This is a genomic window from Pseudomonas sp. GW823-FHT02C02 (assembly GCF_058797635.1).
Genome location: NZ_JBXAJV010000001.1, coordinates 1 through 25,577, shown reverse-complemented (window position 1 = coordinate 25,577; position 25,577 = coordinate 1). Strand labels below are relative to the sequence as shown.

Below are 25,577 nucleotides of genomic sequence, written 5' to 3'. Positions count from 1 at the left end.
CAACACCGCCCGGCCGATGACCGCTACTGTCAGATCTGACAGGTACAGCACCTTAAAAACCTGAATGACTACCTTTAGTCTGAAAACGCGCCTGACCTTAAGCCGAAGTGCTGGCCGGCGTCGGCAACCACAATTTGAATCGCGCTCCGCCGAGCGGCGATGCCTCAACGGTCAGCGTGCCACCCTGCGCTTCCAGCGCCCGACGACTGATCGCCAGCCCCAGGCCAAATCCGCCCGTTGCCCGATCCCGGCTGCGATCCAGTCGATAGAACGGTTCAAAAATCCTCTCGCGCTCATCGTCGGGAATGCCGATGCCGTCGTCGTCGACCCAGATTTCACACCCTTTCGGACAGACCTTTACGCCAATCTGAATACGCTTTTCGCAATAGCGCATGGCATTGCGCAGCAGGTTCTGTATCGCGCGAGCCGTCAGTCGCGGGTCCAGCACGAAGCGTTCAAGTTGCCCATGCAGCAGCACGTCGATCACGATGTCCGGCGATTCCAGTTCTTCATCGACGCTGCCCAGAATGCTGTCGATGAACTCGTCCAGCGACACTTCAACCTGCTCCGGCAGCCGCGCCGGGTTTTGCAGTCGGCTGTAGGACAGCAACTCCAGCACCAGCTCATCCAGCTCCCGTATGTGCGCGACCAGCCCCAGCAGCCGCTCGCGACTGGCGGCCGGCAAGTCGTCGGACAGCGCCAGGGCCAGGCCGAAGTCCAGGCGCGTCAGCGGTGTGCGCAGTTCGTGGGACACGGCGTTGAGCAAGTCGCGTTGCTGGTTGAGCAGGTTTTCGATGTCGCCGGCCATGGTGTCGAAGACAGTGGCCAGGCTGCCGATGTTGGAGTGCGAGGAGATCTGTGTGCGTTCGCCGAGGTGGCCCTTGCCGAAACGTTCGGCGGTGCCTTTGAGCCGTTCCAGATCGCGCCAGTGCGGACGCAGCCACAGCAACAGGCAGGCGAGCATGGTCGCGCCGATCAGGACGTTGATGCTCCAGTACAACAGGCTGACGTCCATCGGGTCCGGCGGTACGACCATTTCGACAACGGACTGCTCATTCAGCGGTGCCACGGCGAGCGTGCGCCAGCCCCAGTCGCCGATGCGCACGATGTTCTCGCCACGCTGCAAACGCTGGCGCTCCTGGAGGGTGAAGTCGGGATCGTCATGGCGGGTCAGAACGATGCGCAGCGGGGCAAACTCCTTGTCCATTTCAGTCGCCAACGCTGGCCATTGAGCTTCCGGCACGGCATGGAACTGTTTGACGATGAGGGTTTGCAGCCCGCGCGAATAATCGAGGTTGTAGGTGACGAACCGCTCATGGAAGAGCTTGATCACCAAGTCCGGCATCAGGTAGATCGCCGCGCTGTACGAGACGATCATCACCAGATAGAGGCGAAACAGGATCCTGAACATCGTCTCAGCATTCCCACTCGGAACGGCTGAACAGGTAGCCCTTGCCCCACACGGTCTTGATCTTGCGCGCCTCGCCCGCGTGGTCGTCGAACTTGCGCCGCAACTTGGAAATCGCCACGTCCACCGAGCGGTCGGTGCCGTTGAATTCGATGCCGCGCAGGCGTTGCAGGATCTGGTCGCGGCTCAGCACTTCGCCGGCATGCCGGGCCAGCACCACCAGCAGGTTGTATTCACCGCTGGACAGCTCCACCAGCTGATCGCGCCAAGTCACGGTGCGCTCGGACAAGTCGATGCACAAGTTGCCCATGAGGATGCGGTCGTTGGCGGTCTGCGGTTCGCTGAGGCTGCTGCGGCGCAACAGCGTGCGCACGCGGGCCAGCAAGACGCGGGGTTCGCAGGGTTTGGTGACGTAGTCGTCGGCGCCCATTTCCAGCCCCAGCACCTGGTCGTGGCTGTCGTCGCGAGCGGTGAGCATCAGGATCGGCAGCGTGGCCGAATCCGCCCGCAGCAAGCGGCAGACTTGCAGGCCATCGAGCCCGGGCAGCATCAGGTCGAGGATGACCAGGTCCGGCGGATTGACCCGCGCCCGCTCGCGCACATGGTCGCCACGGCTGATCACACTGACGCTATAGCCATTGCGTTCCAGGTAGCTGGCAATCAGTTCGGAGAGCGCGGTGTCGTCTTCGACCAGGAGGATGTTGGGCATGGGTGTTTCCAGAAAGTGCAGTGGCGACCTTTGGGGCCTCTTCGCGGGCAAGCCTCGCTCGTACAGGGAAATGCGAATACTCGCTCCTACGAGGGAATGCGATTAACGGTAGGAGCGAGGCTTGCCCGCGAAGGCGGCCTGACAGGCGCAAAAAGTTTCAAGCGGCCAAGGATATACGCCCCCGCACGCCCGCGAGCAAAACCCTTACACAATTTCACACAGCACCAACAAAGCTTCACCGCTACTCTCCTCGCCTCCCCGTAGGATGCGGGCAGTCATTATTGGGGTAATTACATGTCAAAGAACCTGCTTGCCAAGCTCAGCCTGATGGCGCTGGCATTGACGCTGAGCGCTTGTGACAAGTCCTCGAACGCCGAAGAACAGGCGCCTCTGGCCACGGTGCGCGTCGAAACTGTCGAAGCCCGGCCCCTGTCGATCACCAGTGAACTGAGCGGGCGGATTGCCGCGCCACGGATTGCCGAAGTCCGCGCCCGGGTCGCCGGCGTCGTGTTGCAACGCACCTTTCGCGAAGGCAGCGACGTCAAAAAAGGCGATGTGCTGTTCCGTATCGACCCGGCGCCCTTCAAGGCTGACCTCGACAGCGCCGAAGCGTCCTTGCGCAAGGCTGAAGCCAATGCGTTCCAGGCCAAATTGCAGGAACAGCGTTATGCCCAGTTGATCGAAGGCAACGCCATCAGCGGCCAGGATTACGACAACGCCCGGGCCAGTGCCCGGCAAACCGCTGCTGATGTCGCCGCCAACAAGGCCGCCGTGGACCGGGCGAAACTCAACCTCGGCTACGCCACCGTCACTGCGCCGATTTCCGGGCGTATCGGCCGCGCGCTGGTGACCGAAGGTGCGCTGGTCGGGCAGAACGAAACCACGCCGCTGGCACTGATCCAGCAGCTGAACCCGATTCACGCCGACCTGACCCAATCGACCCGGGAACTCAACGACCTGCGCCGTGCCTTCCGTTCCGGGCAGTTGAAGGAAGTGGGCCAGGGCCAGGCCAAAGCCACGCTGATTCAGGATGACGGCAGCCTTTACCCGCTGCCGGGCAAGCTGCTGTTCACCGACATCACTGTCGACCCTGGCACTGGCCAGATTATCGTGCGCAGCGAGTTTCCCAACCCGGACCTCGACTTGCTGCCGGGCAGCTTCGTGCGGGTGCGCCTCGAACAAGCCGTCAATCAGCAAGGCATCAGCGTACCGCAGCGGTCCATTCAGCGTGACAGCGCCGGCATTGCCCAGGTGTTGGTGATCGACGCCGAGCAGCGTATCGGCCAGCAAACGGTAGAACTGGGCGCGGTACAGAACGATCGCTGGATCGTCACCGCCGGCCTTAACCCCGGCGACCGCATCGTCACCGAAGGCCTGCAACACGCCAAGCCCGGTGAAAAAGTCCAGATCGACAACACCCCTCTTCCACTTGCCCAGGTTTCTGGTCAGTAAGCAGGACGCTTTTTATGCCGCAGTTCTTTATCGATCGCCCGGTGTTCGCCTGGGTGGTTGCCCTGTTCATCCTGCTGGCCGGCGCCTTGGCCATTCCTCAGTTGCCGGTGGCGCAATACCCCGACGTCGCGCCGCCGCAGATCGAAATCTACGCCGTGTACCCCGGCGCTTCGGCGCAGACCATCGACGAGAGCGTAGTCAGCCTGATCGAGGAAGAGCTCAACGGCGCTGATCACCTGTTGTATTTCGAATCCCAGAGCAGCCTCGGCAGCGCCACCATCAAGGCCACTTTCCAGCCGGGCACCCACCCGGAAATGGCTCAGGTCGACGTGCAAAACCGGCTGAAAGTCGTGGAATCGCGCCTGCCCCAAGCGGTCAATCAGCAAGGCTTGCAGGTGGAGAAAGTCTCCGCCGGTTTCCTGTTGTTGATCACCCTGACTTCCAGCGACGGCAAGCTCGACGATGTGGCGCTCAGTGATTACCTGGCGCGCAACGTGATGAACGAGATCAAGCGTCTGGACGGCGTCGGCAAAGCCCAGTTGTATGGCGCCGAACGGGCGATGCGCATCTGGATCGACCCGCAGAAGCTGATCGGTTTCAACCTGACCCCGGGCGACGTCAACGCCGCCATCGTCGCGCAGAACGCCCAGGTCTCGGCCGGCAGCATCGGCGATTTGCCGACGCGCACCACCCAGGAAATCACCGCGACCATTCTGGTAAAAGGCCAATTGTCGACGCCGGAAGAATTCGCCGACATCGTCCTCAAGGCCAACCCCGACGGTTCCACCGTGCGCATCAAGGACGTGGCGCGGGTCGAGATCGGCAGCCAGGAATATCAGTTCGGCACGCGCCTGAACGGCAAGCCTTCCACCGCCGTCAGCGTACAGTTGGCGCCGGGCGCCAATGCGCTGAGCACCGCTACCCTGGTGCGAGCGAAGATGGATGAACTGGCGCGCTACTTCCCGGCGAACGTGGAATACAAGATTCCTTACGACACCTCGCCGTTCGTCAAAGTCTCGATCACCAAAGTGGTTTACACCCTCGGCGAGGCGATGCTGCTGGTGTTTGCGGTGATGTTCCTGTTCCTGCAGAACATCCGCTACACGCTGATCCCGACGCTGGTGGTGCCGGTGGCGCTGATGGGCACGTTTGCGACCATGCTCGCGCTGGGCTTCTCGATCAACGTACTGACCATGTTCGGCATGGTACTGGCCATCGGCATTCTGGTGGATGACGCCATCGTGGTGGTGGAAAACGTCGAGCGGATCATGGCCACCGAGGGCCTGTCGCCCAAAGAGGCGACGCGCAAGGCGATGAAGCAGATTACCGGGGCAATCATCGGCATCACCCTGGTGCTGGTGGCGGTGTTTATTCCGATGGCGTTCATGCAGGGCTCGGTCGGGGTGATTTACCGACAGTTCTCGCTGTCGATGGCCACCTCGATCCTGTTCTCCGCCTTCCTTGCGCTGACCCTGACCCCGGCGCTGTGCGCGACGCTGCTCAAGCCGATTGCCAAGGGTGAGCATCACGAAAAGAGCGGGTTCTTTGGTTGGTTCAACCGTGGTTTCGAGCGTCTGACCGAGCGTTATCAAGGTTGGGTGGCGTATGCACTGAAACGCACGGGCCGTTATCTGCTGATCTACGGCGTGCTGCTGATTGGTCTGGGCCTGTGTTTCAGTCGCCTGCCCTCCTCGTTTCTGCCGGTTGAGGATCAGGGCTACACCATCACCGACATTCAGCTACCACCGGGCGCGAGCAAAAACCGCACGGTCAAGGTCGTGGAACAAGTTGAAGCGCACAACGCCACGGAACCGGGTGTCGGCGACAGCACAGTGATTCTCGGTTTCAGTTTTTCCGGCAGCGGACAAAACGCCGCGCTGGCATTTACCACGCTGAAGGATTGGTCGGATCGGGGCAGCGACGACTCGGCGAGTTCGATTGCCGACCGCGCCAACATTGCCCTGAGCCAGATAAAGGATGCGGTGGCCTTCTCGGTGCTGCCGCCGCCGGTTGACGGTCTCGGCACTTCCAGCGGCTTCGAGTTCCGCTTGCAGGACCGTGGCGGCCTCGGTCATGCCACGCTGATGAAAGCGCGTAGCGAATTGCTCGCCGCCGCCGAGAAAAGCCCGATCCTGATGAACGTGCGCGAAAGCGCGCTGGCCGAGGCGCCGCAAGTGCAGCTGGAAGTCGACCGCAAACAGGCCAACGCTTTGGGCGTGTCCTTTGCCGACATTGGCAACGTGCTCTCCACGGCGGTCGGTTCGGCCTACATCAACGACTTCCCCAATCAGGGGCGGATGCAACGGGTGGTGGTTCAGGCTGAAGGCGATCAACGCAGCCAGGTGGCCGATCTGCTGAAGATCCACGTGCGTAACGACGGCGGAAAAATGGTGCCGTTGTCGGCCTTCGTCCAGGCGAAATGGACCCAGGGCCCGGCGCAGTTGACCCGTTACAACGGCTACTCGGCGATCAGCATTTCCGGCGAGCCGGCGCCCGGCCACAGCACCGGCGAAGCCATGGCGGAAATCGAGCGGCTGGTTGCGCTCGGCCCGGCCGGGTTGGGTCAGGAGTGGACCGGGTTGTCGTTGCAGGAACGTTTGTCCGGCAGTCAGGCACCGATTCTGCTCGGGCTGTCGCTGTTGATCGTGTTCCTCTGCCTGGCGGCGCTGTATGAAAGCTGGTCGATTCCGACATCGGTGCTGCTGGTAGTGCCGCTGGGTGTGCTCGGCGCCGTGCTGGCCGTGACCTTTCGCGGGATGCCCAACGACGTGTTCTTCAAGGTCGGACTGATCACCATCATTGGCCTGTCGGCGAAGAACGCGATCCTGATCATCGAATTCGCCAAGAGCCTGTACGACGAAGGGCATGACTTGGTCGACGCCACGCTGCAAGCCGCGCGCTTGCGGTTGCGGCCGATTGTGATGACGTCGCTGGCGTTCATTCTGGGTGTGGTGCCGTTGGCAATTGCTACCGGGGCCAGTTCGGCGAGTCAGCAAGCAATCGGCACCGGGGTGATCGGCGGGATGATCACAGCGACGCTGGCGGTGGTGTTTGTGCCGGTGTTTTTTGTGGTGGTGATGAAGCTGGTCCGCAAACGCCATAAAGACATCTAACCCACCACATATCCCCTGCGGGAGCGGGTTGTTTTCTCTGGTGTGGTCACAACAGACCACACTGGACTAAGGTGGTCGCATACCCTGGCCCATCGAGCACCCATGCCCTATCTCGCCCGCACCCACCCTCGCCTGTCTGCCGCAGCCACCCTTGGCCTCGCGGCAGGCATTCTGGCTCCAGTCGATTCGATCATCAGCAAAATCCTCATTGGCTGGAATGTCGGGGTCTGGACGTACTTGATCCTGATGCTCTGGCTCGCCGCCCGCGCCAAGGCGCCTGATGTAAGGCGTATTGCCGAGATCGAAGACGAAAACGCCGGGTTGGTGTTGTTTGTGGTGTGCATCGCGGCGATTGCCAGCCTCGCGACCATCACCTTCGAGCTGGCCGGCAGCAAAGACCTGGAAACCACCCGCAAGCTTCTGCATTACGGCTTCACCGCGCTGACGGTCATCGGCTCATGGCTACTGATCGGGGTGATTTTCAGCGTGCATTACGCTCGCCTGTTCTACACCTGGAACGGCAAGGACCTGGCACTACGCTTCGCCGAAGGACTGGAAACTCCCAATTACTGGGACTTTCTGTACTTCTCTTTCACCATTGGCGTGGCGGTGCAGACTTCGGATGTGGGCGTGGCGACTCGGAGCATGCGCAAGATTGTGCTGGCGCAATCACTGATCGGTTTTTTGTTCAATACGGCGATTCTCGGTTTTTCGATCAACATCGCAGCCGGGTTATTTGGCTGAGCGCTGCACAAACGTTCTAGTCATTGTTCCCGGCGTCGGCGTTAAATACGTCGGTAAACGGTTTCGCAGGTGCAACATGACCACCCACAACTGGATCGACCTGACCCAAGACGCCGACACCGGCATCGAAACCCTGCGCGCGCATTTCAAGGGCCACGCTTACGATCCGCACTGGCATGACAGCTACCTGGTGGGCGTGACCGAGCAAGGCGTTCAGCAATTCAATTGCCGGCGCGCCAGGCATCAGAGCACGCCGGGCAAAGTGTTCTTGCTCGAACCGGGAGACATCCACGACGGAGAGGCGCCGACGGAGGATGGGTTCACCTACCGCATGTTGTACCTCGATCCACAGTGGCTGGAACGTGAGTTGAGCGCGCTGTTCGAAGACGCGCCGCTTAATAGTCAATTGAGTTTCGCCACCACCCTGGCCAGTGATACAAGGCTGGCTCACGCCATCAGCCTCGCCTTTGAAGCCTTGCACGGGGCGGAATTGAGAATCGTGCGCCAGAGCGCTCTTGACGGGTTACTGGAGCGCCTCACCACTCACTTGCACTGGCGCACCCGTTATGCGGAAGACCCGCGCCTGCCCCGGGTGGCGCAGAAGGCCCGGGAGTACCTGCATGCCAACGCCCGTTACGACATCGGTCTCGATCAATTAGCTGCGGCAACTGGCGTAGATCGATTCCGTTTGACCCGCGCGTTCAAGGCCGCTTATGGCATCGCACCCCATGCTTACCTCGTGCAATTACGCCTGGCCACCGCGCGTCGCCTGCTGGCCCGCGGAGAACTACCGGCCACAATCGCCATGGAATTGGGGTTTTCCGATCAAAGTCATCTGGGCCGCTGGTTTGTAAGAGCCTATGGCCTGACACCCGCGCTGTACCGCAAGCGCTGCTCAAATCTTCCAGACAGGTGATACGCCGATTGTGAAGATCGTCATCATCGATCTTCACCGGAGTTTGCCCACGATGCTGCCCTCTTTCCCGACGTTCCTGCCTTTCCTGCTGTTTGCTTTCGTGGCGTCGATCACGCCCGGCCCCACCAACATTCTGGTGCTGAGTAACAGCGCCCGATATGGACTTTCTGCCGCGCTGCCGATCATTCTCGGTGCCTGTGCCAGCGCCGCCACCCTTGTTTTGGTGGTGGGTACCGGAGCTGGTTCGTCGCTGAGCGCGTTGCCCGCCGTGCAAACCGCCATGCAATGGATCGGAGTGATGTGGCTGAGTTACCTCGCGTGGCAGATTTTCAGCGCCCCGGCGCAATCCGTTGCCGCGCAGGAAACCAAGGCGCGACTTGGAGCGGTGGGCGCCGCCAGCTTGCAATTGATTAACCCGAAAACATGGATGATGGCCCTCGCCGTCGTCAGCGTCTTTGCCGGAACGGGTGAACATCGGCTGGTACAGGTGGTGTATCTGTCGCTGGCATTTTTCCTGATTTCCCTGCCTTGCCTCGGCGTATGGGCACTGCTCGGCGCAGGCTCCATGCGCTGGTTACGCTCGCCGCAGGCGATGCAACGTTTCAACCGTGGCATGGCGGTATTGCTGCTGGTTTCGGCCTGGCTGAGTGTCTGGCTGTGACCTCCATCCGTCGGCGTTTATAGGCTCATCGTTCATTCGCTACTTGACGGGGGATTCGTTTCTGGTGTCTTCTGAAACCGGTTTCAGTGCTTGGCACTTAACCTGATAAATCCAATAAGAAGGTTTCAGACCGTGAACGATTTCTCCGCCGCCCAGCGCAGCCGCGTCACCATGCTCGACGTCGCCGAACATGCCGGCGTCTCCAAGGCCAGCGTCTCGCGCTTCATCGGCGATGATCGCGCTCTGCTCTCCGATGCGATTGCCTTGCGCATCGAGCAGGCAATTGCCCAACTCGGCTATCGCCCCAACCAGATGGCCCGCGGCCTGAAACGCGGCCGCACTCGCCTGATCGGCATGCTGGTAGCCGACATCCGTAACCCTTATTCGATTGCCGTGATGCACGGGGTGGAAACCGCCTGCCGTCAGCACGGCTACAGCCTGGTGGTGTGCAACACCGATCGCGATGACGAGCAGGAACGCCAGCACCTGGCGTTGCTGCGCTCATACAACATCGAAGGTTTGATCGTGAATACCCTGGGCCACCACCGCGATGAGTTGCGCGAGCTGCATCGGGAGATGCCGATGGTGCTGGTGGATCGCAAGGTTGAGCAGCTTGAAAGTGATCTGGTCGGTCTGGACAACCCGGCCGCAGTGGAAATGGCCATCGCCCACTTGCAGGAACGCGGCTATCGCGACGTGCTGATGGTGACCGAACCGTTTGACGGCACCAGCTCGCGGATTGAGCGGGTCAGCAGTTTCAAGGCGCAGATCGGGCAGCGTCCCGCGCTGACCGGCGCGGTGGTCGAAACGGGGAGCGAGCTGATTGCGCAACTGAAAACCTTCCTGGAAACCCCCGGCCTTGGTCACAAAGCGTTGTTCTGTGCCAATGGCATTGCGGCGTTGGCCGCAACCCATGCCTTGCGCGAGTTGCAGTGCAATCTGTTCGAGGATGTCGGGTTGATTGCTTTGGATGATCTGGATTGGTATCCGCTGGTGGGCAGCGGGATTACGGCGCTGGCCCAGCCGACGGCGGAGATTGGCGCGAGCGCGTTTGAGTGTTTGCTCAAGCGGTTGCGTGGGGATGACGGACCGGTGCGGACGATGGATTTTTCGGCGCGGTTGATTGTGCGTGGGTCGACCCTTGGGAATCTTCAGTGAATGTGATGGCCCTATCGCGAGCAGGCTCGCTCCCACATTGGAATGCGTACACCTGCTCGCGATGAGGCCCGAAAGAACCCCACATTACTTAAGCCATTTTTTTTGAACAAAAATGAAACCGGTTTCAGAGGTGCAAAACAATGAATAAACCACCCGTTTCCATCAGCCTGTCGAGCTACGGCGCCGATCTGGTCCGCCAACGCGGCCAAGGCAGTTTTATCGAGGTATTGGCGGCTGCCGGTGCCACGCGCATTGAATGGCGCGAAGAATTGCTGACCCATGAAAACCCGGTGCAACTGGCCGACGCCACTCGCTCACATGGCCTGGAAAGCATCTATTCCTCACCGATGGAACTGTGGCTGGCCGGCCAGTCGAAACCCAACCCTGAACTGCTTTGCACCCTCCAGCGCGCTGAAACGTTCGGCGCCAAATGGCTGAAAGTTTCCTTGGGCTACTTCACTGACAACAACGATGTGCACACCTTGAGCCGGATCCTCGCGCGAAGCCAGGTGCAGCTGCTGGTGGAAAACGACCAGACCTTGCACGGCGGGCGTATCGAGCCGTTCCAACGCTTCTTCGGCGAAGTCGAGCAACACCGACTGCCGATCAAAATGACCTTCGACATCGGCAACTGGCAATGGCAGGACCAGTCCGCCGTCAATGCCGCTCGGCTGCTCGGTCGGCATGTCGGCTACGTGCATTGCAAAGCCGTTGCGCGCCGGGCTGACGGCAAACTGGTCGCCACCCCGCCAGCTGCCAGCGATGTGCATCTGTGGGAACAACTGCTGCGGCACATGGCCCAAGGCGTCATGCGCGCGGCGGAATATCCGCTGCAAGGCGATGACCTGGTGCAGTTGACCACCGACCACGTCGCCACCCTCGCCCGCCTCGGCCAATCCCGCCTGGAGAGTGCCCATGTCTGAGTTCGATATCCTCTCGTTCGGCGAAACCATGGCGATGTTCGTCGCCGATCAGAACGGTGATCTGGCGGCCGTCTGCCAATTCCACAAGCGCATTGCCGGGGCGGACAGCAACGTCGCGATCGGCCTGTCGCGGCTGGGGTTCAACGTGGCGTGGCTGAGCCGGGTCGGTGCCGATTCGTTAGGACGGTTTGTCGTTGATACGTTGGAAAAGGAAGGCCTGGATTGCAGCCATGTCGCCATCGACCCGGCACACCCGACCGGGTTTCAGCTCAAGTCTCGTACCGACGATGGCAGCGATCCGGCGGTCGAGTATTTCCGTCGCGGCTCGGCGGCGAGTCATTTGTCGGTGCAATCGATCTCCCCGCCGTTGCTCAACGCGCGACATCTGCACGCTACCGGCATTCCTCCGGCGCTGTCTGCGTCGGCCCGGGAAATGTCGTTCGAATTGATGACCCGCATGCGCACTGCCGGGCGCAGTGTGTCCTTCGACCCGAACCTGCGCCCAAGTCTGTGGGCCAGCGAGCAACTGATGATCAGCGAGATCAATCGCCTCGCCGCCCTCGCCCACTGGGTGCTGCCGGGGTTGAGTGAAGGACGTTTACTGACCGGGTATGAAGACCCGGAGGACATTGCGGCGTTTTATCTCGATCAGGGTGCAGAAGCGGTGGCAATCAAACTCGGGCCCCATGGCGCGTATTACCGCACGCAGCAAGATCAGGGGTTTGTCGCGGGTGTGCCGGTGGCAACGGTGGTCGATACCGTCGGCGCCGGTGATGGCTTTGCCGTCGGCATGATCAGCGCCTTGCTCGAAAACCACAGCTTCGCCGATGCCGTGCAGCGGGCCAACTGGATTGGCAGCCGTGCGGTGCAGAGTCGCGGGGATATGGAGGGGTTGCCGACCCGACTTGAGATGTCCGTCGAATTTGAGACCGCTGTTCGCGGGCAAGCTTCGCGCCTACAGGACAGCGGCGCTCTTGTAGGAGCGAGGCTTGCCCGCGAAGAGCCCCGCACAGCCACTGAAGATTTCTGACCCGTTACCTGCTGCGACAAAAACAACAAGCTCAGGAGCACCACTATGAAAACCGCCTCACTCGCCACCCGCCGTTGGTGGTACATCATGCCAATCGTCTTCATCACCTACAGCCTGGCGTATCTGGACCGCGCCAATTACGGCTTCGCTGCCGCCTCCGGGATGGCCGCCGACCTGATGATCACGCCCGGCCTGTCTTCAATGCTCGGCGCGCTGTTTTTCCTCGGTTACTTTTTCTTCCAGATACCGGGCGCGATCTATGCGCAGAAGCACAGCGTGAAGAAGCTGATTTTCGTCAGCCTGATCCTCTGGGGCGGGCTCGCGACGTTGACCGGGGTCGTCTCCAACGCCTATTGGCTGATCGTGATCCGTTTCATGCTCGGTGTGGTCGAGGCCGCGGTAATGCCGGCGATGCTGGTGTACTTGTGCCACTGGTTCACCCGCGCCGAACGCTCCCGGGCCAATACTTTCCTGATCCTCGGCAACCCGGTGACCATGCTGTGGATGTCAGTGGTGTCAGGTTATCTGGTGCAGCATTACAGCTGGCGCTGGATGTTCATCATTGAAGGTTTGCCGGCGGTATTCTGGGCGTTTATCTGGTGGCGTCTGGCCGATGACCGTCCGGCCCAGGCCAAGTGGCTGACCGACCAGGAGAAGCACGACCTGGAAAGCGCTCTCGCCGCCGAACAGGTCGGCATCAAAGCAGTGAAGAACTACGCCGAAGCCTTCCGTTCGCCGAAAGTGATCATCCTTGCGCTGCAGTTTTTCTGCTGGAGCATTGGTGTCTACGGTTTCGTGTTGTGGCTGCCGTCGATCCTCAAGGCCGGCGCGCAGATGGACATGATCGAAGCCGGCTGGCTCTCGGCGCTGCCGTACCTGGCCGCAGTGATCGGCATGCTGCTGGTGTCCTGGGGCTCGGACAAACTGCAGAAGCGCAAACGCTTCGTCTGGCCGCCGCTGCTGATTGCTTCCATTGCGTTCTACGGTTCCTACGCCTTGGGCGCCGAACATTTCTGGTGGTCCTACACCCTGCTGGTGATCGCCGGCGCCTGCATGTATGCGCCGTATGGGCCGTTTTTCGCCATCGTTCCGGAAATCCTCCCGGCCAACGTTGCTGGCGGGGCCATGGCGCTGATCAACAGCATGGGCGCGCTGGGGTCGTTTGGCGGTTCGTATCTGGTCGGCTACCTGAACAGCTCCACCGGCTCGCCCGGCGCTTCTTACTTGCTGATGAGCGGCGCGTTGATGCTCTCCGTGATTTTGACGATTTTCCTCAAGCCCGGCGCCAGTGACCGGGTCGTGGCCAAGGCCGATACGCAACGGTCAGTCCCGGCTCACCCTTGATTTGAAGTTGAGATGATGACGATGAAAAAGCAGGTCGTGCTGTACAAGAAACTCTCGCCGCAGTTGATGGCTCGCCTGCATGAGCACACCGACGTGACACTGATCGACAACCTCAACCCGGAGGGCATCGAACAACTGCGTGCCGCCCTGCCCCGCGCCCATGGCTTGCTTGGCGCGAGTCTGAAGCTGGACGGCGAATTGCTTGATCTGGCGCCCAATCTTGAAGCGATCGCCAGTGTCTCGGTGGGCGTCGACAACTATGACATCGACTACCTGACCGAGCGGCGCATTCTGCTCAGCAACACCCCGGACGTGCTGACGGAAACCACGGCGGATACGGGGTTTGCGCTGATTCTGGCGACGGCCCGGCGGGTGGTGGAACTGGCCAACATGGTCCGCGCCGGTCAGTGGAACCGCAACATCGGTCCGGTGCATTTCGGCACCGACGTGCACGGCAAGACCCTGGGCATCATCGGCATGGGGCGTATTGGTGAGGCGTTGGCCCAGCGCGGGCATTTTGGTTTTGGCATGCCGGTGATCTATCACAGCCATTCGCCAAAACCGGCGGTTGAGCAACGTTTTGATGCTCAGTACCGCAGCCTGACGGCGCTGTTGCAACAGGCCGATTTCATTTGCCTGACCTTGCCGTTGACGGCTGAAACCGAAGGGTTGATTGGCGCTGAAGAGTTCGCCTTGATGCGCCCGGAGAGTATTTTCATCAACATTTCCCGAGGAAAAGTCGTCGATGAGGCCGCGCTGATTGAGGCATTGCGCACCGGACAGATCCGCGCGGCGGGACTGGATGTGTTTGAGCGTGAGCCGCTGAATGTTGATTCGCCGTTGTTGGCGTTGAACAACGTGGTGGCGACGCCGCATATGGGGTCGGCGACGCATGAGACGCGGGAAGCGATGGCTGGGTGCGCGGTGGATAATCTGCTGATGGCGTTGGCTGGAGAACGGCCGAAGAACCTGGTGAATGTCGGGGCGTGGTCCGAGCGTAAGGATTTCGGCGTCTGTTAGTCAGCCTTCGCGGGCAAGCCTCGCTCCTACGGGTTTCGCCGATCCTGTAGGAGCAAGGCTTGACCGCGAAGAGGCCGGCACTCACACAACACTGTCAGGCCCGCCGCGCTTCGAGCAGGTCCGCTGCACACAACGCAATCCGCCGGCACGCATCCGCCAGTTTCACTTGATCCACCACCAACCCGATGCGGATATGCCCCGCCGCACTCGGCCCGAATGCCTCGCCGGCAAGCACCGACACGCCGTAACCCTCCAGCAGACGCTCGGCAAACCCTTGGGCGCACAACCCGGTCGGGCGCACATCGACCATCACGAACATCCCGCCATCCGGCCGGATCGGGCGGATCCCCGGGCAACCACTCAACCTCGCGCACACCAGATCGCGACGCAGGCGATATTCCTCTCGCATCAGCGCCACTTCCGGCAGGTCTTCATCCAGCGCCACTTGCGCGGCTTTCTGCACAAAATCGGGAATGCCGAACAGCATGCACAACGACAAATGCACCAGGTGCTCGGCCAACAGTTTCGGGCCGATTGACCAACCCACGCGCCAGCCGCTCATGGCGTGGGATTTGGACAGGCTGTTGATGGTCGCGGTGCGTTCGGCCATGCCCGGCAGGCTTGCCGGGCTGATGTGTTCGCCCTCGAACAACAGATCGCTGTAGACCTCGTCGCTGATCAGCCACAGATCATGACGCACGCACAACACCGCCAGCGCTTGCCAGGTCTTCAATGACAGGCTTGCGCCGGACGGATTGTTTGGACTGTTGAGTAACAGGACGCGGGTCTTCGGCGTAATCAGCGCCGCGACATCCGCCGGGTCAACGCGAAAGCCGTTCTCCGGCCGCACTGCCACCGGCACCACCTTGGCCGCGCAAGCGCCGAACACCCCTTCATAGGTCACGTACATCGGTTCGGCGACGATCACCTCATCGCCGGGATCGAGCAGGCATTGCGCGACCGAATACACCGCACACTGCGCGCCCGGAAACACGATCACATGATCGGCGTCCACCGCCTGACCACTGCGCTGTCGATGGCGCCGCGCAATGCTGCTGCGCAATCCGCGACTGCCGCGCACTTCCGGGTAATGCGTGTCGCCGGCCCGCAAACTGTCGATGGCCGCCTGCACGATGGGCGCCGGCGTATCAAAATCAGGATCGCCGATCGACAACAGCAGTACATCGACTCCTTGCTCGCGCATTTCCAGCGCTCGGTCATGAATCTGCCAGGCTGCCGCTCCGTCGCCGGCGATTCGTTGGGTCAAGGCTGAATAGCGCATGTGTTTCTCCTGTCGCGCGCGGACTCCCAGTCTCAACCCTATCTCAAATCACGAAACGCGCCACCATCGCATTCAAATCGACCGCCAGGCGCGACAGCTCATGCGTCGCGGCGCTGGTCTGATTGGCACCGGCGGCGGACTGGGTGGCGAGGTCGCGGATGTTCACCAGGTTGCGGTCGACTTCACGAGATACCTGCGCCTGCTCTTCGGAAGCGCTGGCGATCACCAGGTTGCGTTCGTTGATCAAGTGGATTGACTGGGTGATCTGCTCCAGCGCCACACCAGCGGCGCGGGCCATCTCCAAGGTGCTCTGGGTGCGCTGATTGCTCTGCTGCATCGACGAGACGGCTTCGCCCGTGCCGTTCTGGATGCCGGCAACCATTTTTTCGATTTCCTGGGTCGATTGCGCCGTGCGATGGGCCAGGGCCCGGACTTCGTCTGCCACCACGGCAAAACCACGTCCGGCTTCACCGGCACGGGCCGCTTCAATGGCTGCGTTGAGCGCCAGCAGGTTGGTCTGTTCGGCGATGGCGCGGATCACGTCCAGCACTTTGCCGATGTCGCGGCCCTGTGCGGCCAGGCCTTCGATCATCAATGAAGTGTTTTGCACGTCGTGGGTCATGGTCTGGATCGCGTCCACGGTTTCCACCACGCGGTCGCGGCCTTCACGGGCGGCCTGGGTCGACTGGCTCGACGCTTCGGAGGTCGACACCGCGTTGCGCGCGACTTCTTCCACGGCAGCGGTCATTTCGTTGACCGCCGTGGCGGCCTGTTCGATTTCGTTGTTCTGTTGTTGCAGGCCGCGGGACGCTTCCTCGGTCACGGTGCTGAGTTCTTCTGCGGCAGCACCCAGTTGCGTCGCGGAACCGGCGATCTGCTCGATGGTTTCGCGCAGATTGGCCTGCATGACGGACAAGGCCCCGAGCAAGCGTGCCGGTTCGTCCTTGCCGTCGATTTCGATGGCTTTGCTCAGGTTGCCGCCGGCAATGGTTTCTGCGGCCTGCACTGCGCGATTGAGCGGCGTGACGATGCTGCGGGTCAGTAGCCAGGCCAGCAGCACGGTCAGGAGCGACGCGACCACCGATACCACGATGATGCCGTTCACGGCGGTGTTGTAGTTTTCTTGCGCAATCATCCCGGCCGCTTTTGCGCCCTGTTGGTTGTAAGCCACCAGTTTATTGAGCTGCTCGCCCATCTGGTCGGTGCCTTCCTTGATCCGCGTGTTGATCAAGGCGCGCATCTCATCCACTTTGTTCTGGCGCGACAGGTCCAGCATCTCGCGTTGCGCTTGCATGTATTTTTCCAACGTCGCGCTGAATACCTTGTACAGCGCCTCTTCGTCCGACTCCATCGGCAACTCGGCATAACTGGCCTGGGCCTTGCGCGCCTTGTCGATAAGCACCGCGATCCGCGCTTCAGCTTCCTGCAAACTGGCCGGCTCGCGGTTGACCAGAATCCGGAACGACAAGATGCGCATGCGCAGGATGTTTTCGGTGACATTGCCCAGGAAGCCGATGCTGGGCAGTTGGGTACTGCCCATGTCGATCGAGGCCTGGCGGATGATCGACATGCGATTCACCGCAAACACACCGAGCACGATGACGAGCAAGGCAATGAAAGCAAACCCCAGGAAGGCTCGAGGTGCGATATTCAGATTACGCAGGGACATAGGACGATACTCGGGTGATTGAGGCGGCGAGCGTCCTTGCGGTGATGGCTGAGTGGCGGGCGTGAGGCGCACAGGGTCAGCGGGGCGCCACTGTTGTAATAGGTTTGTGTGCGCTTATTGGCTGTATCGGCTGGGGATGAGGTTTTTTGCGGGGATTGGAGAAAAATATTTTTGCTGGGCGACATCTGTTTCAACGCTGAAACACAGTGGCGGCCCTGATGAACATTTGTGGCGAGGGAGCTCGCTCCCGTCCGGCTGCGTAGCGGCCGTAGATTTTGGGGCCGCTTCGCAGCCCAGCGGGAGCAAGCTCCCTCGCCACAGGATTCCTGTGTGCAGACAATTTTGGTCAGGGTTTGCGGCTGGCGATCCGCCAAACACGGGCAATATCACTCGCTCGCTCGCGCAACAACCGTGGAGCCTCGGCACAGGCCTGTTCCAGCGTCATCGGTCCGCTGGCCAAAGCAAACGCGGCATCAATGCCATGTTCATACAACGCTTGATAACCCTCACCCAACGTCCCCGCAATCACAATCACTGGCACGCCCTGCTCCCGGGCAATGCGTGCGACGCCGAATGGGGTTTTGCCGCGCAAGGTCTGGGCGTCAAAACGGCCTTCGCCGGTGATGACCAGATCAGCGCCCTTCACCGCCACGGCCAGCCCGACCAGTTCGGCCACCACTTCAACCCCGGCCTTGAATTGCGCCTCCAGAAACGCCTTGGCCGCAAATCCCAACCCTCCCGCCGCGCCGCTGCCCGGCTCGTGCTGGACGTCCTTGCCCAACGCCTGGGCGCACTGCTCGGCGAAGTGCCCTAGGGCAGCGTCCAATTGCAGTACTTGCTCGGGCGACGCACCTTTCTGCGGACCAAAAATCGCGGAAGCGCCGTGCGGACCGCACAGGGGGTTGTTGACGTCGGCGGCGATGTCGAAACGCACGTCGGTCAGGCGCGGATCAATTGCACTCAGGTCGATGCAAGCCAGTTGCGCCAGGGCCAATCCACCTGGGGCCAGCGCTTGCCCTTGCACGTCCAGTAACTTCACGCCCAGCGCCTGCATCGCTCCGGCGCCGCCATCATTGGTGGCGCTGCCGCCAATGGCCAGGATCACCCGTTGCGCCCCGGCATCGAGCGCGGCGCGAATCAGTTCTCCGGTGCCGAAGGTGCTGCTGATGCACGCATCACGTTGCCCCGGCGGCACCAGTTGCAGACCGCTGGCTTCGGCCATTTCGATGATTGCGGTGTGGGTTTGCGGCAACCAGCCCCACGCGGCATCGACGGTGATGCCGAGCGGACCGCGAACTTGGGTCCTGCGCAATTCGCCTTCGCACGCGGCCAGAATCGACTCGACCGTGCCTTCGCCGCCGTCGGCCATCGGGCATTTGACCAACTGTGCGTCTGGCCAGACTTGCGCCAGCCCTACAGCAATGGCATCGGCCACACCCTGGGCACTCAGGCTGTCCTTGAACGAATCGGGGGCGATCACGATTTTCATGCGAATTCTCCAGTTCCAATGCGTTCCATGCTGCCAGCAGCCCCGCACAATAACGCCGGTCCGCTGCACAAGCGGGGGTGGCGTTTGTTGTTCATTTCTACAAAACGTCTGTTTTCAGATCCAGCATTTGTGCGGCTGCTGGTCCGCCATCGCGAGCAGGCTCGCTCTCACATTGGTCCTGCGGTGTTCACCCCTGCTCGCGATGGCGTCCTTGAGATCGCTACGGGACATCCGTTTGTGGCAAAAGCTGCACGCCGAGGTAGAGCGCGAGCATGCCGTCCAGTTTCAGCGGATCAACCCCGCTCAACTCGGCAATCCGCTCCATCCGATAGCGCAAACTGTTGCGATGAATCCCCAGCGCATCCGCACACGCCTGACTCTGCCCGTCGTGCTCGCACCAACTGCGCAAGGTCGCCAGCAGTTGGCCGTTGCCGTCCTTGGCGATGACTTTGCGCAGTGGCTTGAGCAATTCATCCAGCGCGTCATCGTTGCGATGCCGCCACAGCATCACCGGCAACCGATAACGGGTGAGCGTGAGCAAGCGCGAACGCGGCAGCACATCGCGCCCATAGGCCAGTAAGTCGCCAACCCGTCGATAACAACGACGCAGCCCGGACAACCCATCCGCCTGCCCCCCCACGGCAATGCGCACAATGTTCCAGCCCAGGCCATCGAGTTTTTCCAGCAGCCGTTCATTCTCGATCGCCTGACTCGCCGGCCGACACCACAGCAACGAAGACTTGGCCGAACTCACGCACCAGCTGTCCGGGTAACGCGAAGTCAGCCAGGCACTGAGCGCCTCCACCGTCTGCCCGGGACCGTGCTCCATGCCCAACTCGAACAGATAAGGCACCCGCGTCATTTGCGGTTTCAGGCCCAATTGCTGCGCTTCATCCAGCAAGCGCGGCGAATCCCCGGCCTCGCTCAACAGCAATGCCAGCAGATCATCGCAACGCTGACGCCGCCATTGCTGCTCGGCCTGCTGATTGCGCTGGCCTACCAACATTTCGGCGGTCATCCGCACCAGCTCGGCATAGGTGCGCAGTTGCTCCGGCTCGCCGGTAATGCCCAGCACACCGATCAGGCGCTGATCGAGCAGCAACGGCAAGTTGATCCCCGGCTGCACGCCTTTGAGGTGAATCGCCGTCTGCGCATCGATCTCCACCACGCGCCCATTGGCCAACACCAACTGCGCGCCTTCATGGCGGGTGTTGATGCGCTCCGGCTCGCCGCTGCCGAGAATCAATCCCTGGCTGTCCATCACGTTGACGTTGTACGGCAGGATGGCCATCGCCCGGTCGACGATGTCCTGGGCCAGGTCGTGATCGAGTTCGAACATATCGGGATCCTTTAAAGCGTGATGGGACAGGTTGTTCACCCGCACAGGGCTGGGTCGCAAACCCTGTGCTCAGGCACAAAGACAGCCACCCCGAGGGTGGCCGAGACTCTCTGGGCGATCAACGTTACCCTGCGCATCGCAAAAAATCATAATAAAGAGAGAGCCCGCCATGTCACAGAGCGCCGCCGCTACCCAGGCCATCGTTGACGACAAAAACGCCGTCTACAAACGCATTACCCTGCGTTTGATCCCCTTCATCTTCATCTGCTACCTGTTCAACTACCTCGACCGGGTCAACGTTGGATTCGCCAAACTGCAGATGCTCGACGCGCTGAAATTCAGCGAAACCGTGTACGGCCTCGGGGCCGGGATCTTCTTCATCGGCTACGTGCTGTGCGGCGTACCGAGCAACCTGGCCCTGACCAAATTCGGCCCACGGCGCTGGATCGCGCTGATGATGATCGTCTGGGGCACGCTTTCCACCTGCCTGCTGTTCGTCACCACCCCGACCGAGTTCTACACCTTGCGCCTGTTCACCGGCGCGGCCGAAGCCGGGTTCTTCCCGGGCGTGGTGCTGTATCTTTCGCAGTGGTTCCCGACCTTCCGCCGTGGCCGCATCATGGCGCTGTTCATGTCGGCGATCCCGGTGTCCGGCCTGCTCGGCAGCCCGTTCTCAGGTTGGATTCTTAACCATTTCGCGGCGGGCCAAGGGGGTTTGGCGGGCTGGCAGTGGATGTTCCTGTTGCAAGGAATCCCGACCGTAATCCTCGGCGCCCTCGCCTATTTCCTGCTGAGCGACAGTTACGCCAATGCCAAGTGGCTCACGCCGTTTGAGCGCTCGGTGCTGGAAGCCGACCACGCCATCGATCTGGCCAACAAACCGAAAACCGCCACTGACTCGCTGCTGGCCGTGTTCAAGAACCCGGCGATCTGGGCCTTCGGTTTGATTTACTTCTGCATCCAGAGCGGCGTCTACGCGATCAACTTCTGGCTGCCGTCGATCATCAAGAACCTGGGCTTCAGCGATAACCTGGTGATTGGTTGGTTGAGCGCGATTCCGTATCTGCTGGCGGCGCTGTTCATGTTGATGGTTGGGCGTTCGGCAGACCTGCGCAAAGAACGACGCTGGCATTTGGTGGTGCCGATGCTGATGGGCGCGGTGGGCTTGCTGATTGCCGTGAACTTCGCCACAACACCGGCCATCGCGATTCTCGGTTTGACCATCGCCACCATGGGCGCCCTCACCGGTTTGCCAATGTTCTGGCCAGTGCCGACAGCGATGTTGAGCGCGGGCGCGGCGGCGGGTGGTCTGGCGCTGATCAACTCCATGGGACAGATGGCGGGTTTCCTGAGCCCGTACCTGGTGGGTTGGGTCAAGGACAGCACCGGCTCGACCGATGCCGCGCTTTATCTGCTGGCGGGCGTGATCGTGTGCGGGAGCTTGTTGGCGCTGCGCATGACGCGCACGTTGCGGGTGTAAGGCGTTACAGATGATCGTTCCCACGCTCCGCGTGGGAATGCAGCCCGGGACGCTCCGCGTCCCTTCCGATCAACAAAAAAAGGCCCTTTCGGGCCGTTTCTTATTTCGCGTGTGCACACAGGTCTTATGTGGCCTGACACACTTTTGTGAACACTCAAGCTTTTGTGGCGAGGGAGCTTGCTCCCGCTGGGCTGCGAAGCAGCCCCAAAAGCTGCAACCGCGACCTTTCAGGTACACCGCAGATACCGGATTTACGACTGCTGCGCAGCCGAGCGGGAGCAAGCTCCCTCGCCACGAGTATGTGCCCTCTTCGAAATTGGCTTTAGCCCTGCGGGCCAACGTTATCCAGCAGCCGATTCGCCGTGATCTCCGCCGTCATAATGCTGTTGGAAATACCCAACAGCGCATAACGCGACTCACCCGCCAGATGATCCACCAACTGATGAACCATCACATCGACCGACGCCAGCGTCTCGACCAGATACACCGCAAGGGTTTCGGTCGTGGCTTCGGGGTCTACGGAAAACAGGGTGCTGCGGGTTCGCGGGGTGGCCTTGATGTCGGCATTGGATGGGAAGTGAAAGTCGAGCGCTCGTTCGGCGGCATCGTTGAGTTTTTTGGAATCGGTGGATTCGTAGGGGGAAACGTCGTCCGCTTCGGGTGGGTTTGGTGTTGGTTTGAACATAGATGAAACTCCTAATTGAAATTAAGGAGCCCTCACCCTCGCTACCAAACGAAAGGTGGTGGCCATACGCGGGTTGGTAGACCGGCAATTAGGACCCGGCGCCCCCGAAGGAGCCCTGCGCATGGCCACCATAAAAACAGAGACCTGAAGAGGCCTGTAAACGGTGGCTATATGCGCCTAATTGCCGGGCTACCAAACCCGATCACTGATATTCAGCGACGGGACAAACGATAAAACCCAGGCCCAAGACGCACAAGCCGGCGGATTCTGGCGCAGTCGTAGGCAACGGCGCAAGGTTGTGTAGTCCGAGAGAGTGTCTGGAGATGTCTGTTAAACATCTCCGTTTATTACTTACTCATCACGGCTGTTGCAACAGCCCTGACTAACCCGCTTGCACCTGATAGGAAACCTTGCCATCCAACAGTTCTTGCACCGGACTGCTGTCGCCGCCCGTTTGAGCGCTCCCCCAAGTCACCACGCGGCCGTCCGAGGTCAGCGCCGTGAACGCGGTACTATTGGCGTAAATGGCTCGTACATCGGTCAACCGGCTTTCCACCGCAGATGTATCGCCCCCCAAGCTTTTATTCCCCCAGGCCACAACGCTGCCATCCTTGCACAGGGCTGCAAAGGCTGCCGACGAGCCAACCACCTGAACAATGTCGCGCCGTTGTGCAATATCGGCAGGTATTTCGCCACCAGCTGAGCCATCTCCCCAAGCGACAACCTGACCGTTGGTGCAAAGAGCAGCAAATGCGGAAAAGGTGCAGCAGACTACTTCAATATCAGTCCGGGCCTCTATTTCTGGGTTGCCGATGGTGCCACCCCCCATTTGGTGCCCCCAGGCCACAACCTGGCCGGTGGAACGCGTTGCAGCAAAGGCGAACTGATTGGCGCAGCACAGTTCGTTGACATCGGTCAGTGAGGCGATGGGTGCCGGCAGGGTTCCCCCGGTACTCCGGCCCCAGGCGACGAGACTGCCCTTTGCGCGCAATGCGGCAAAAGCATATTGGGTGCCGAGGAAGGTTTTGAAGTCGGAAAGCATCGCGATCTCGGGCGGCAGCGTTCCACCGGTGTCAGGTTTGCCCCAAGCCACCAAATGCCCGGTTTCCCGTCGTGCGACAAATACACCGTCACTGCCCACGCACTGCACAATGTCCCTCAGCGCGCCGATGGACTCGGGCACTTCGCTACCCTGTCCCCAGGCCACCACTTGCCCGGTGTTTTTTATACCGGCGAAAGCGCTTTTGCCACCGCTGACCTCAACAAAATCCGAAGAACTGATACCGCCCATATTCCCGCCAGCGCCCGCGTCGCCCCAAACCGCCACCGTTCCATCGGCTCGAAGGGCGGCAAAAGCGCTGGAAGTGGCGCTGACAGCAGTGATGTCATTCGGGGGCGCAGTGTCCGCAGGGATCGCTGCACCCAAATCCGGATGCCCCCAGCCGACGAGGCCCCCGTCATCAGTACGCGCGACGAAGGCGCCCCAACTGCCAATAATGTTCGCCGAATTCAGGATGACCTGATCGTCGCCGACGCGAACATGCAGTGCCTGTTGCTGGGTATCGCGCCAGGTGTGGGCCGTCGTCCAGTCGTTGTCAGTCGCGTACTTCCACTGCGCAACGACTGGCTCCCCGGTAAGGGCATCAAAGGCGCGCAGTACACGTGACGTACCAGACAGCCCAAACAGGTGGGGGCTTGAGCGCACGCCCATGACTTTCAGGCGGCCTGAGCCTATCACGGCTTTTTCGGATGTTTCTGACGTTGAAATGGTGCGGTCGGATTGAACAGACATGATGATGACTCCTGTCGAGGGTATGAGTGACGGAGTCAATTAAGGCGTAAGACGATGGTATTGGCTACTGTCAGAAATAACAGGTAACCGGAGGTTGCTGACAAGCGGTAGGCGTGCTTATACGGGGTTAGCAGACCAGGACTCTAGAACCCGGCGCACCGAAGTGCCCCATGCAAAGCCGCCATAACATGAAGAGCGAACGTTGTACGTCTAAAGATGACCCGGACTACCAAACCCGATCGCTGATATTCAGCGACGGGACAAACGATAAAACCCAGGCGCAAGACGCACAAGCCGGCGGATTCTGGCGCAGTCGTAGGCAACGGCGCAAGGTTGTGTAGCCTGAGAGAGTGTCTGGAGATGTCTGTTAAACATTCCTGCTTAATCCTCACTCAGGGCTAATCAATAAATGGCCGCCGGATAAATAAATACGTCCCCACATTTCCTCCTAGTAAATAGATCCGCCCCCTTAAACACACTGACGTATGTTTAATATGTTCAATTTTTTGCGCTACAACGAAAAAGAAAACGTATCCACAATACAATATTGACCACGAAAAATTAGTTCAATTCGCTTAATCCCGAAAAACGTAAAAGTGCTCTTTACAGGCGATTCCCCGGAGACTAATAATTCCTCGCCCAAAATCTCACCTCCTACCCCATAGATAACGGCAGTACAATCCCCCGTCCATTGCCAAAAGCTGACTTGAGAACATGGAGCTTTGAGTTCAAGTCTGACTCTTGCCCCTGAACCTTGTATACAGTTCCCTTCCAACTTCCCTGGGGCTGAACCTAAGGAAAATCGTGCAACAACTGCATAGCCATTAGCTTGAAATTGCACAAGGCTTAGAAAAAGAGCTGGCGTTTCTAAAGGAGCTTCATTTAAAAAAAGCTCTTTTTCGGGCAGGCTTTGAAAGTCCTCAAAGCTGACAAATGGTTTAATTTCAAATGTTCGTGCAGCTGACGTTTGTTCACTTCCGTACAACGCCTTCGCCGTAAAACTGTGCGGCCCCAAGGCCAGGCCGGTGTCGGTCAAGGTCCAGATTCCCGTCGTCGCATCGGCGGTGGGTTGGCCCTTCGGTGTTGTACCGTCGAGTACCTGGACTTTCTGACCTTTGCTGGCCGTGCCGGTCAGCGTCACGCTGGTCTCGAACGATGTACCGCTATTGGGAATTTCGACCCCGCTTGGCGAGCCTTTGACCGAATCAATGGTCGGTTTATCCTCCACCGCCACGGTAAACGTGAACGGTGGAGCGGACTCTTCGCCCTCGCCATACAGCGCCAGTGCCTTGAGGCTGTAAGCCTTGACGGTCAATGCACTTACCACCTGAGTCCATATGCCGCTGCCATTGGCGGTAGGTTC

General features: G+C 60.4%; 20 protein-coding genes. 11 read left to right on the top strand and 9 right to left on the bottom strand.

Annotation, left to right across the window (positions count from 1 at the left end; all coding sequences use genetic code 11):
• Positions 1-97: 97 nt before the first annotated feature.
• Both AC1ROI_RS00100 and AC1ROI_RS00095 read right to left on the bottom strand, forming a co-directional pair.
• Positions 98-1,411 (bottom strand): ATP-binding protein, encoded by a 1,314-nt coding sequence (locus AC1ROI_RS00100; protein ID WP_102593763.1) that lies wholly within the window; start codon positions 1,409-1,411, stop codon positions 98-100.
• A gap of 4 nt (positions 1,412-1,415) precedes the next feature.
• Positions 1,416-2,117 carry a response regulator gene (locus AC1ROI_RS00095; RefSeq protein ID WP_010459989.1) on the bottom strand — a complete coding sequence of 234 codons (702 nt, stop codon included), beginning with the start codon at positions 2,115-2,117 and terminating at the stop codon, positions 1,416-1,418.
• 294 nt (positions 2,118-2,411) lie between these two features.
• Between AC1ROI_RS00095 and AC1ROI_RS00090 the strand changes: the two genes are divergently transcribed.
• The 10 genes from AC1ROI_RS00090 to AC1ROI_RS00045 all read left to right on the top strand — a co-directional run bounded on the left by AC1ROI_RS00090 (position 2,412) and on the right by AC1ROI_RS00045 (position 14,478).
• The gene (locus AC1ROI_RS00090) at positions 2,412-3,569 is read left to right on the top strand and encodes an efflux RND transporter periplasmic adaptor subunit (protein WP_102593762.1); all 1,158 of its coding nucleotides are present in this window, start codon (positions 2,412-2,414) and stop codon (positions 3,567-3,569) included.
• 14 nt (positions 3,570-3,583) lie between these two features.
• The gene (locus tag AC1ROI_RS00085) at positions 3,584-6,682 is read left to right on the top strand and encodes a multidrug efflux RND transporter permease subunit (RefSeq protein WP_102593761.1); all 3,099 of its coding nucleotides are present in this window, start codon (positions 3,584-3,586) and stop codon (positions 6,680-6,682) included.
• A 102-nt stretch (positions 6,683-6,784) separates the two neighbouring features.
• Complete coding sequence (locus AC1ROI_RS00080; RefSeq protein WP_102593760.1) at positions 6,785-7,426, top strand: DUF1345 domain-containing protein; 642 nt, start codon at positions 6,785-6,787, stop codon at positions 7,424-7,426.
• Between the two features lie 76 nt (positions 7,427-7,502).
• Positions 7,503-8,342, top strand: a complete 840-nt coding sequence (locus AC1ROI_RS00075; protein ID WP_010459981.1) for an AraC family transcriptional regulator — start codon at positions 7,503-7,505, stop codon at positions 8,340-8,342.
• 52 nt (positions 8,343-8,394) lie between these two features.
• On the top strand, positions 8,395-9,003 hold the full coding sequence (locus tag AC1ROI_RS00070) for a LysE family translocator (protein ID WP_010459979.1): 609 nt from the start codon (positions 8,395-8,397) through the stop codon (positions 9,001-9,003).
• 132 nt (positions 9,004-9,135) lie between these two features.
• Entirely contained in the window at positions 9,136-10,161 is a 1,026-nt protein-coding gene (locus tag AC1ROI_RS00065) for a LacI family DNA-binding transcriptional regulator (protein ID WP_102593759.1), read from the top strand.
• Positions 10,162-10,301: 140 nt separating this feature from the next.
• A complete protein-coding gene (locus AC1ROI_RS00060) occupies positions 10,302-11,084 on the top strand; it encodes a sugar phosphate isomerase/epimerase family protein (protein WP_102593758.1) in 783 nt (260 codons plus the stop codon).
• Complete coding sequence (locus tag AC1ROI_RS00055) at positions 11,077-12,114, top strand: sugar kinase (protein ID WP_102593757.1); 1,038 nt, start codon at positions 11,077-11,079, stop codon at positions 12,112-12,114. Before AC1ROI_RS00060 ends, AC1ROI_RS00055 begins: the two co-directional genes overlap by 8 nt.
• A gap of 45 nt (positions 12,115-12,159) precedes the next feature.
• Positions 12,160-13,458 carry an MFS transporter gene (locus tag AC1ROI_RS00050; protein WP_102593756.1) on the top strand — a complete coding sequence of 433 codons (1,299 nt, stop codon included), beginning with the start codon at positions 12,160-12,162 and terminating at the stop codon, positions 13,456-13,458.
• 21 nt (positions 13,459-13,479) lie between these two features.
• On the top strand, positions 13,480-14,478 hold the full coding sequence (locus AC1ROI_RS00045; protein WP_102593793.1) for an NAD(P)-dependent oxidoreductase: 999 nt from the start codon (positions 13,480-13,482) through the stop codon (positions 14,476-14,478).
• Between the two features lie 94 nt (positions 14,479-14,572).
• Here the strand turns inward: AC1ROI_RS00045 and AC1ROI_RS00040 are convergent, their stop codons facing one another.
• The 4 genes from AC1ROI_RS00040 to AC1ROI_RS00025 form a co-directional block, all read right to left on the bottom strand.
• Positions 14,573-15,760, bottom strand: a complete 1,188-nt coding sequence (locus AC1ROI_RS00040; RefSeq protein ID WP_077750477.1) for a pyridoxal phosphate-dependent aminotransferase — start codon at positions 15,758-15,760, stop codon at positions 14,573-14,575.
• A gap of 43 nt (positions 15,761-15,803) precedes the next feature.
• A complete protein-coding gene (locus tag AC1ROI_RS00035) occupies positions 15,804-17,429 on the bottom strand; it encodes a methyl-accepting chemotaxis protein (RefSeq protein WP_010459969.1) in 1,626 nt (541 codons plus the stop codon).
• A 346-nt stretch (positions 17,430-17,775) separates the two neighbouring features.
• Positions 17,776-18,918, bottom strand: a complete 1,143-nt coding sequence (locus tag AC1ROI_RS00030; RefSeq protein WP_102593754.1) for a glycerate kinase — start codon at positions 18,916-18,918, stop codon at positions 17,776-17,778.
• Between the two features lie 220 nt (positions 18,919-19,138).
• Positions 19,139-20,257, bottom strand: coding sequence for a sugar diacid recognition domain-containing protein (locus AC1ROI_RS00025; protein WP_010459967.1), 1,119 nt, complete (start codon positions 20,255-20,257; stop codon positions 19,139-19,141).
• 169 nt (positions 20,258-20,426) lie between these two features.
• Here AC1ROI_RS00025 and AC1ROI_RS00020 point away from each other — a divergent pair, with 169 nt between their 5' ends.
• Positions 20,427-21,737, top strand: coding sequence for an MFS transporter (locus tag AC1ROI_RS00020; protein ID WP_010459966.1), 1,311 nt, complete (start codon positions 20,427-20,429; stop codon positions 21,735-21,737).
• Between the two features lie 322 nt (positions 21,738-22,059).
• Here AC1ROI_RS00020 and AC1ROI_RS00015 read toward each other — a convergent pair whose 3' ends face one another.
• From AC1ROI_RS00015 to AC1ROI_RS00005, 3 genes are all read right to left on the bottom strand, one after another.
• Positions 22,060-22,422, bottom strand: coding sequence for a DUF6124 family protein (locus AC1ROI_RS00015; RefSeq protein ID WP_010459965.1), 363 nt, complete (start codon positions 22,420-22,422; stop codon positions 22,060-22,062).
• Between the two features lie 382 nt (positions 22,423-22,804).
• Positions 22,805-24,214 carry an RCC1 domain-containing protein gene (locus AC1ROI_RS00010; RefSeq protein WP_077750472.1) on the bottom strand — a complete coding sequence of 470 codons (1,410 nt, stop codon included), beginning with the start codon at positions 24,212-24,214 and terminating at the stop codon, positions 22,805-22,807.
• Positions 24,215-24,725: 511 nt separating this feature from the next.
• On the bottom strand, positions 24,726-25,577 hold an 852-nt coding region (locus AC1ROI_RS00005), incomplete at its 5' end, for an Ig-like domain-containing protein (protein WP_173678064.1).

What these genes read in the sequence shown, in the direction of transcription:
- AC1ROI_RS00085 (WP_102593761.1), top strand. Translation starts at nt 3,584, where the DNA reads ATGCCGCAGTTCTTTATCGATCGCCCGGTGTTCGCCTGGGTGGTTGCC.
- AC1ROI_RS00075 (WP_010459981.1), top strand. Translation starts at nt 7,503, where the DNA reads ATGACCACCCACAACTGGATCGACCTGACCCAAGACGCCGACACCGGC.
- AC1ROI_RS00010 (WP_077750472.1), bottom strand. Translation starts at nt 24,214, where the DNA reads ATGTCTGTTCAATCCGACCGCACCATTTCAACGTCAGAAACATCCGAA.
- AC1ROI_RS00020 (WP_010459966.1), top strand. Translation starts at nt 20,427, where the DNA reads ATGTCACAGAGCGCCGCCGCTACCCAGGCCATCGTTGACGACAAAAAC.
- AC1ROI_RS00070 (WP_010459979.1), top strand. Translation starts at nt 8,395, where the DNA reads ATGCTGCCCTCTTTCCCGACGTTCCTGCCTTTCCTGCTGTTTGCTTTC.
- AC1ROI_RS00090 (WP_102593762.1), top strand. Translation starts at nt 2,412, where the DNA reads ATGTCAAAGAACCTGCTTGCCAAGCTCAGCCTGATGGCGCTGGCATTG.
- AC1ROI_RS00025 (WP_010459967.1), bottom strand. Translation starts at nt 20,257, where the DNA reads ATGTTCGAACTCGATCACGACCTGGCCCAGGACATCGTCGACCGGGCG.
- AC1ROI_RS00045 (WP_102593793.1), top strand. Translation starts at nt 13,480, where the DNA reads ATGAAAAAGCAGGTCGTGCTGTACAAGAAACTCTCGCCGCAGTTGATG.
- AC1ROI_RS00055 (WP_102593757.1), top strand. Translation starts at nt 11,077, where the DNA reads ATGTCTGAGTTCGATATCCTCTCGTTCGGCGAAACCATGGCGATGTTC.
- AC1ROI_RS00080 (WP_102593760.1), top strand. Translation starts at nt 6,785, where the DNA reads ATGCCCTATCTCGCCCGCACCCACCCTCGCCTGTCTGCCGCAGCCACC.
- AC1ROI_RS00060 (WP_102593758.1), top strand. Translation starts at nt 10,302, where the DNA reads ATGAATAAACCACCCGTTTCCATCAGCCTGTCGAGCTACGGCGCCGAT.
- AC1ROI_RS00015 (WP_010459965.1), bottom strand. Translation starts at nt 22,422, where the DNA reads ATGTTCAAACCAACACCAAACCCACCCGAAGCGGACGACGTTTCCCCC.
- AC1ROI_RS00100 (WP_102593763.1), bottom strand. Translation starts at nt 1,411, where the DNA reads ATGTTCAGGATCCTGTTTCGCCTCTATCTGGTGATGATCGTCTCGTAC.
- AC1ROI_RS00030 (WP_102593754.1), bottom strand. Translation starts at nt 18,918, where the DNA reads ATGAAAATCGTGATCGCCCCCGATTCGTTCAAGGACAGCCTGAGTGCC.
- AC1ROI_RS00095 (WP_010459989.1), bottom strand. Translation starts at nt 2,117, where the DNA reads ATGCCCAACATCCTCCTGGTCGAAGACGACACCGCGCTCTCCGAACTG.
- AC1ROI_RS00040 (WP_077750477.1), bottom strand. Translation starts at nt 15,760, where the DNA reads ATGCGCTATTCAGCCTTGACCCAACGAATCGCCGGCGACGGAGCGGCA.
- AC1ROI_RS00050 (WP_102593756.1), top strand. Translation starts at nt 12,160, where the DNA reads ATGAAAACCGCCTCACTCGCCACCCGCCGTTGGTGGTACATCATGCCA.
- AC1ROI_RS00035 (WP_010459969.1), bottom strand. Translation starts at nt 17,429, where the DNA reads ATGTCCCTGCGTAATCTGAATATCGCACCTCGAGCCTTCCTGGGGTTT.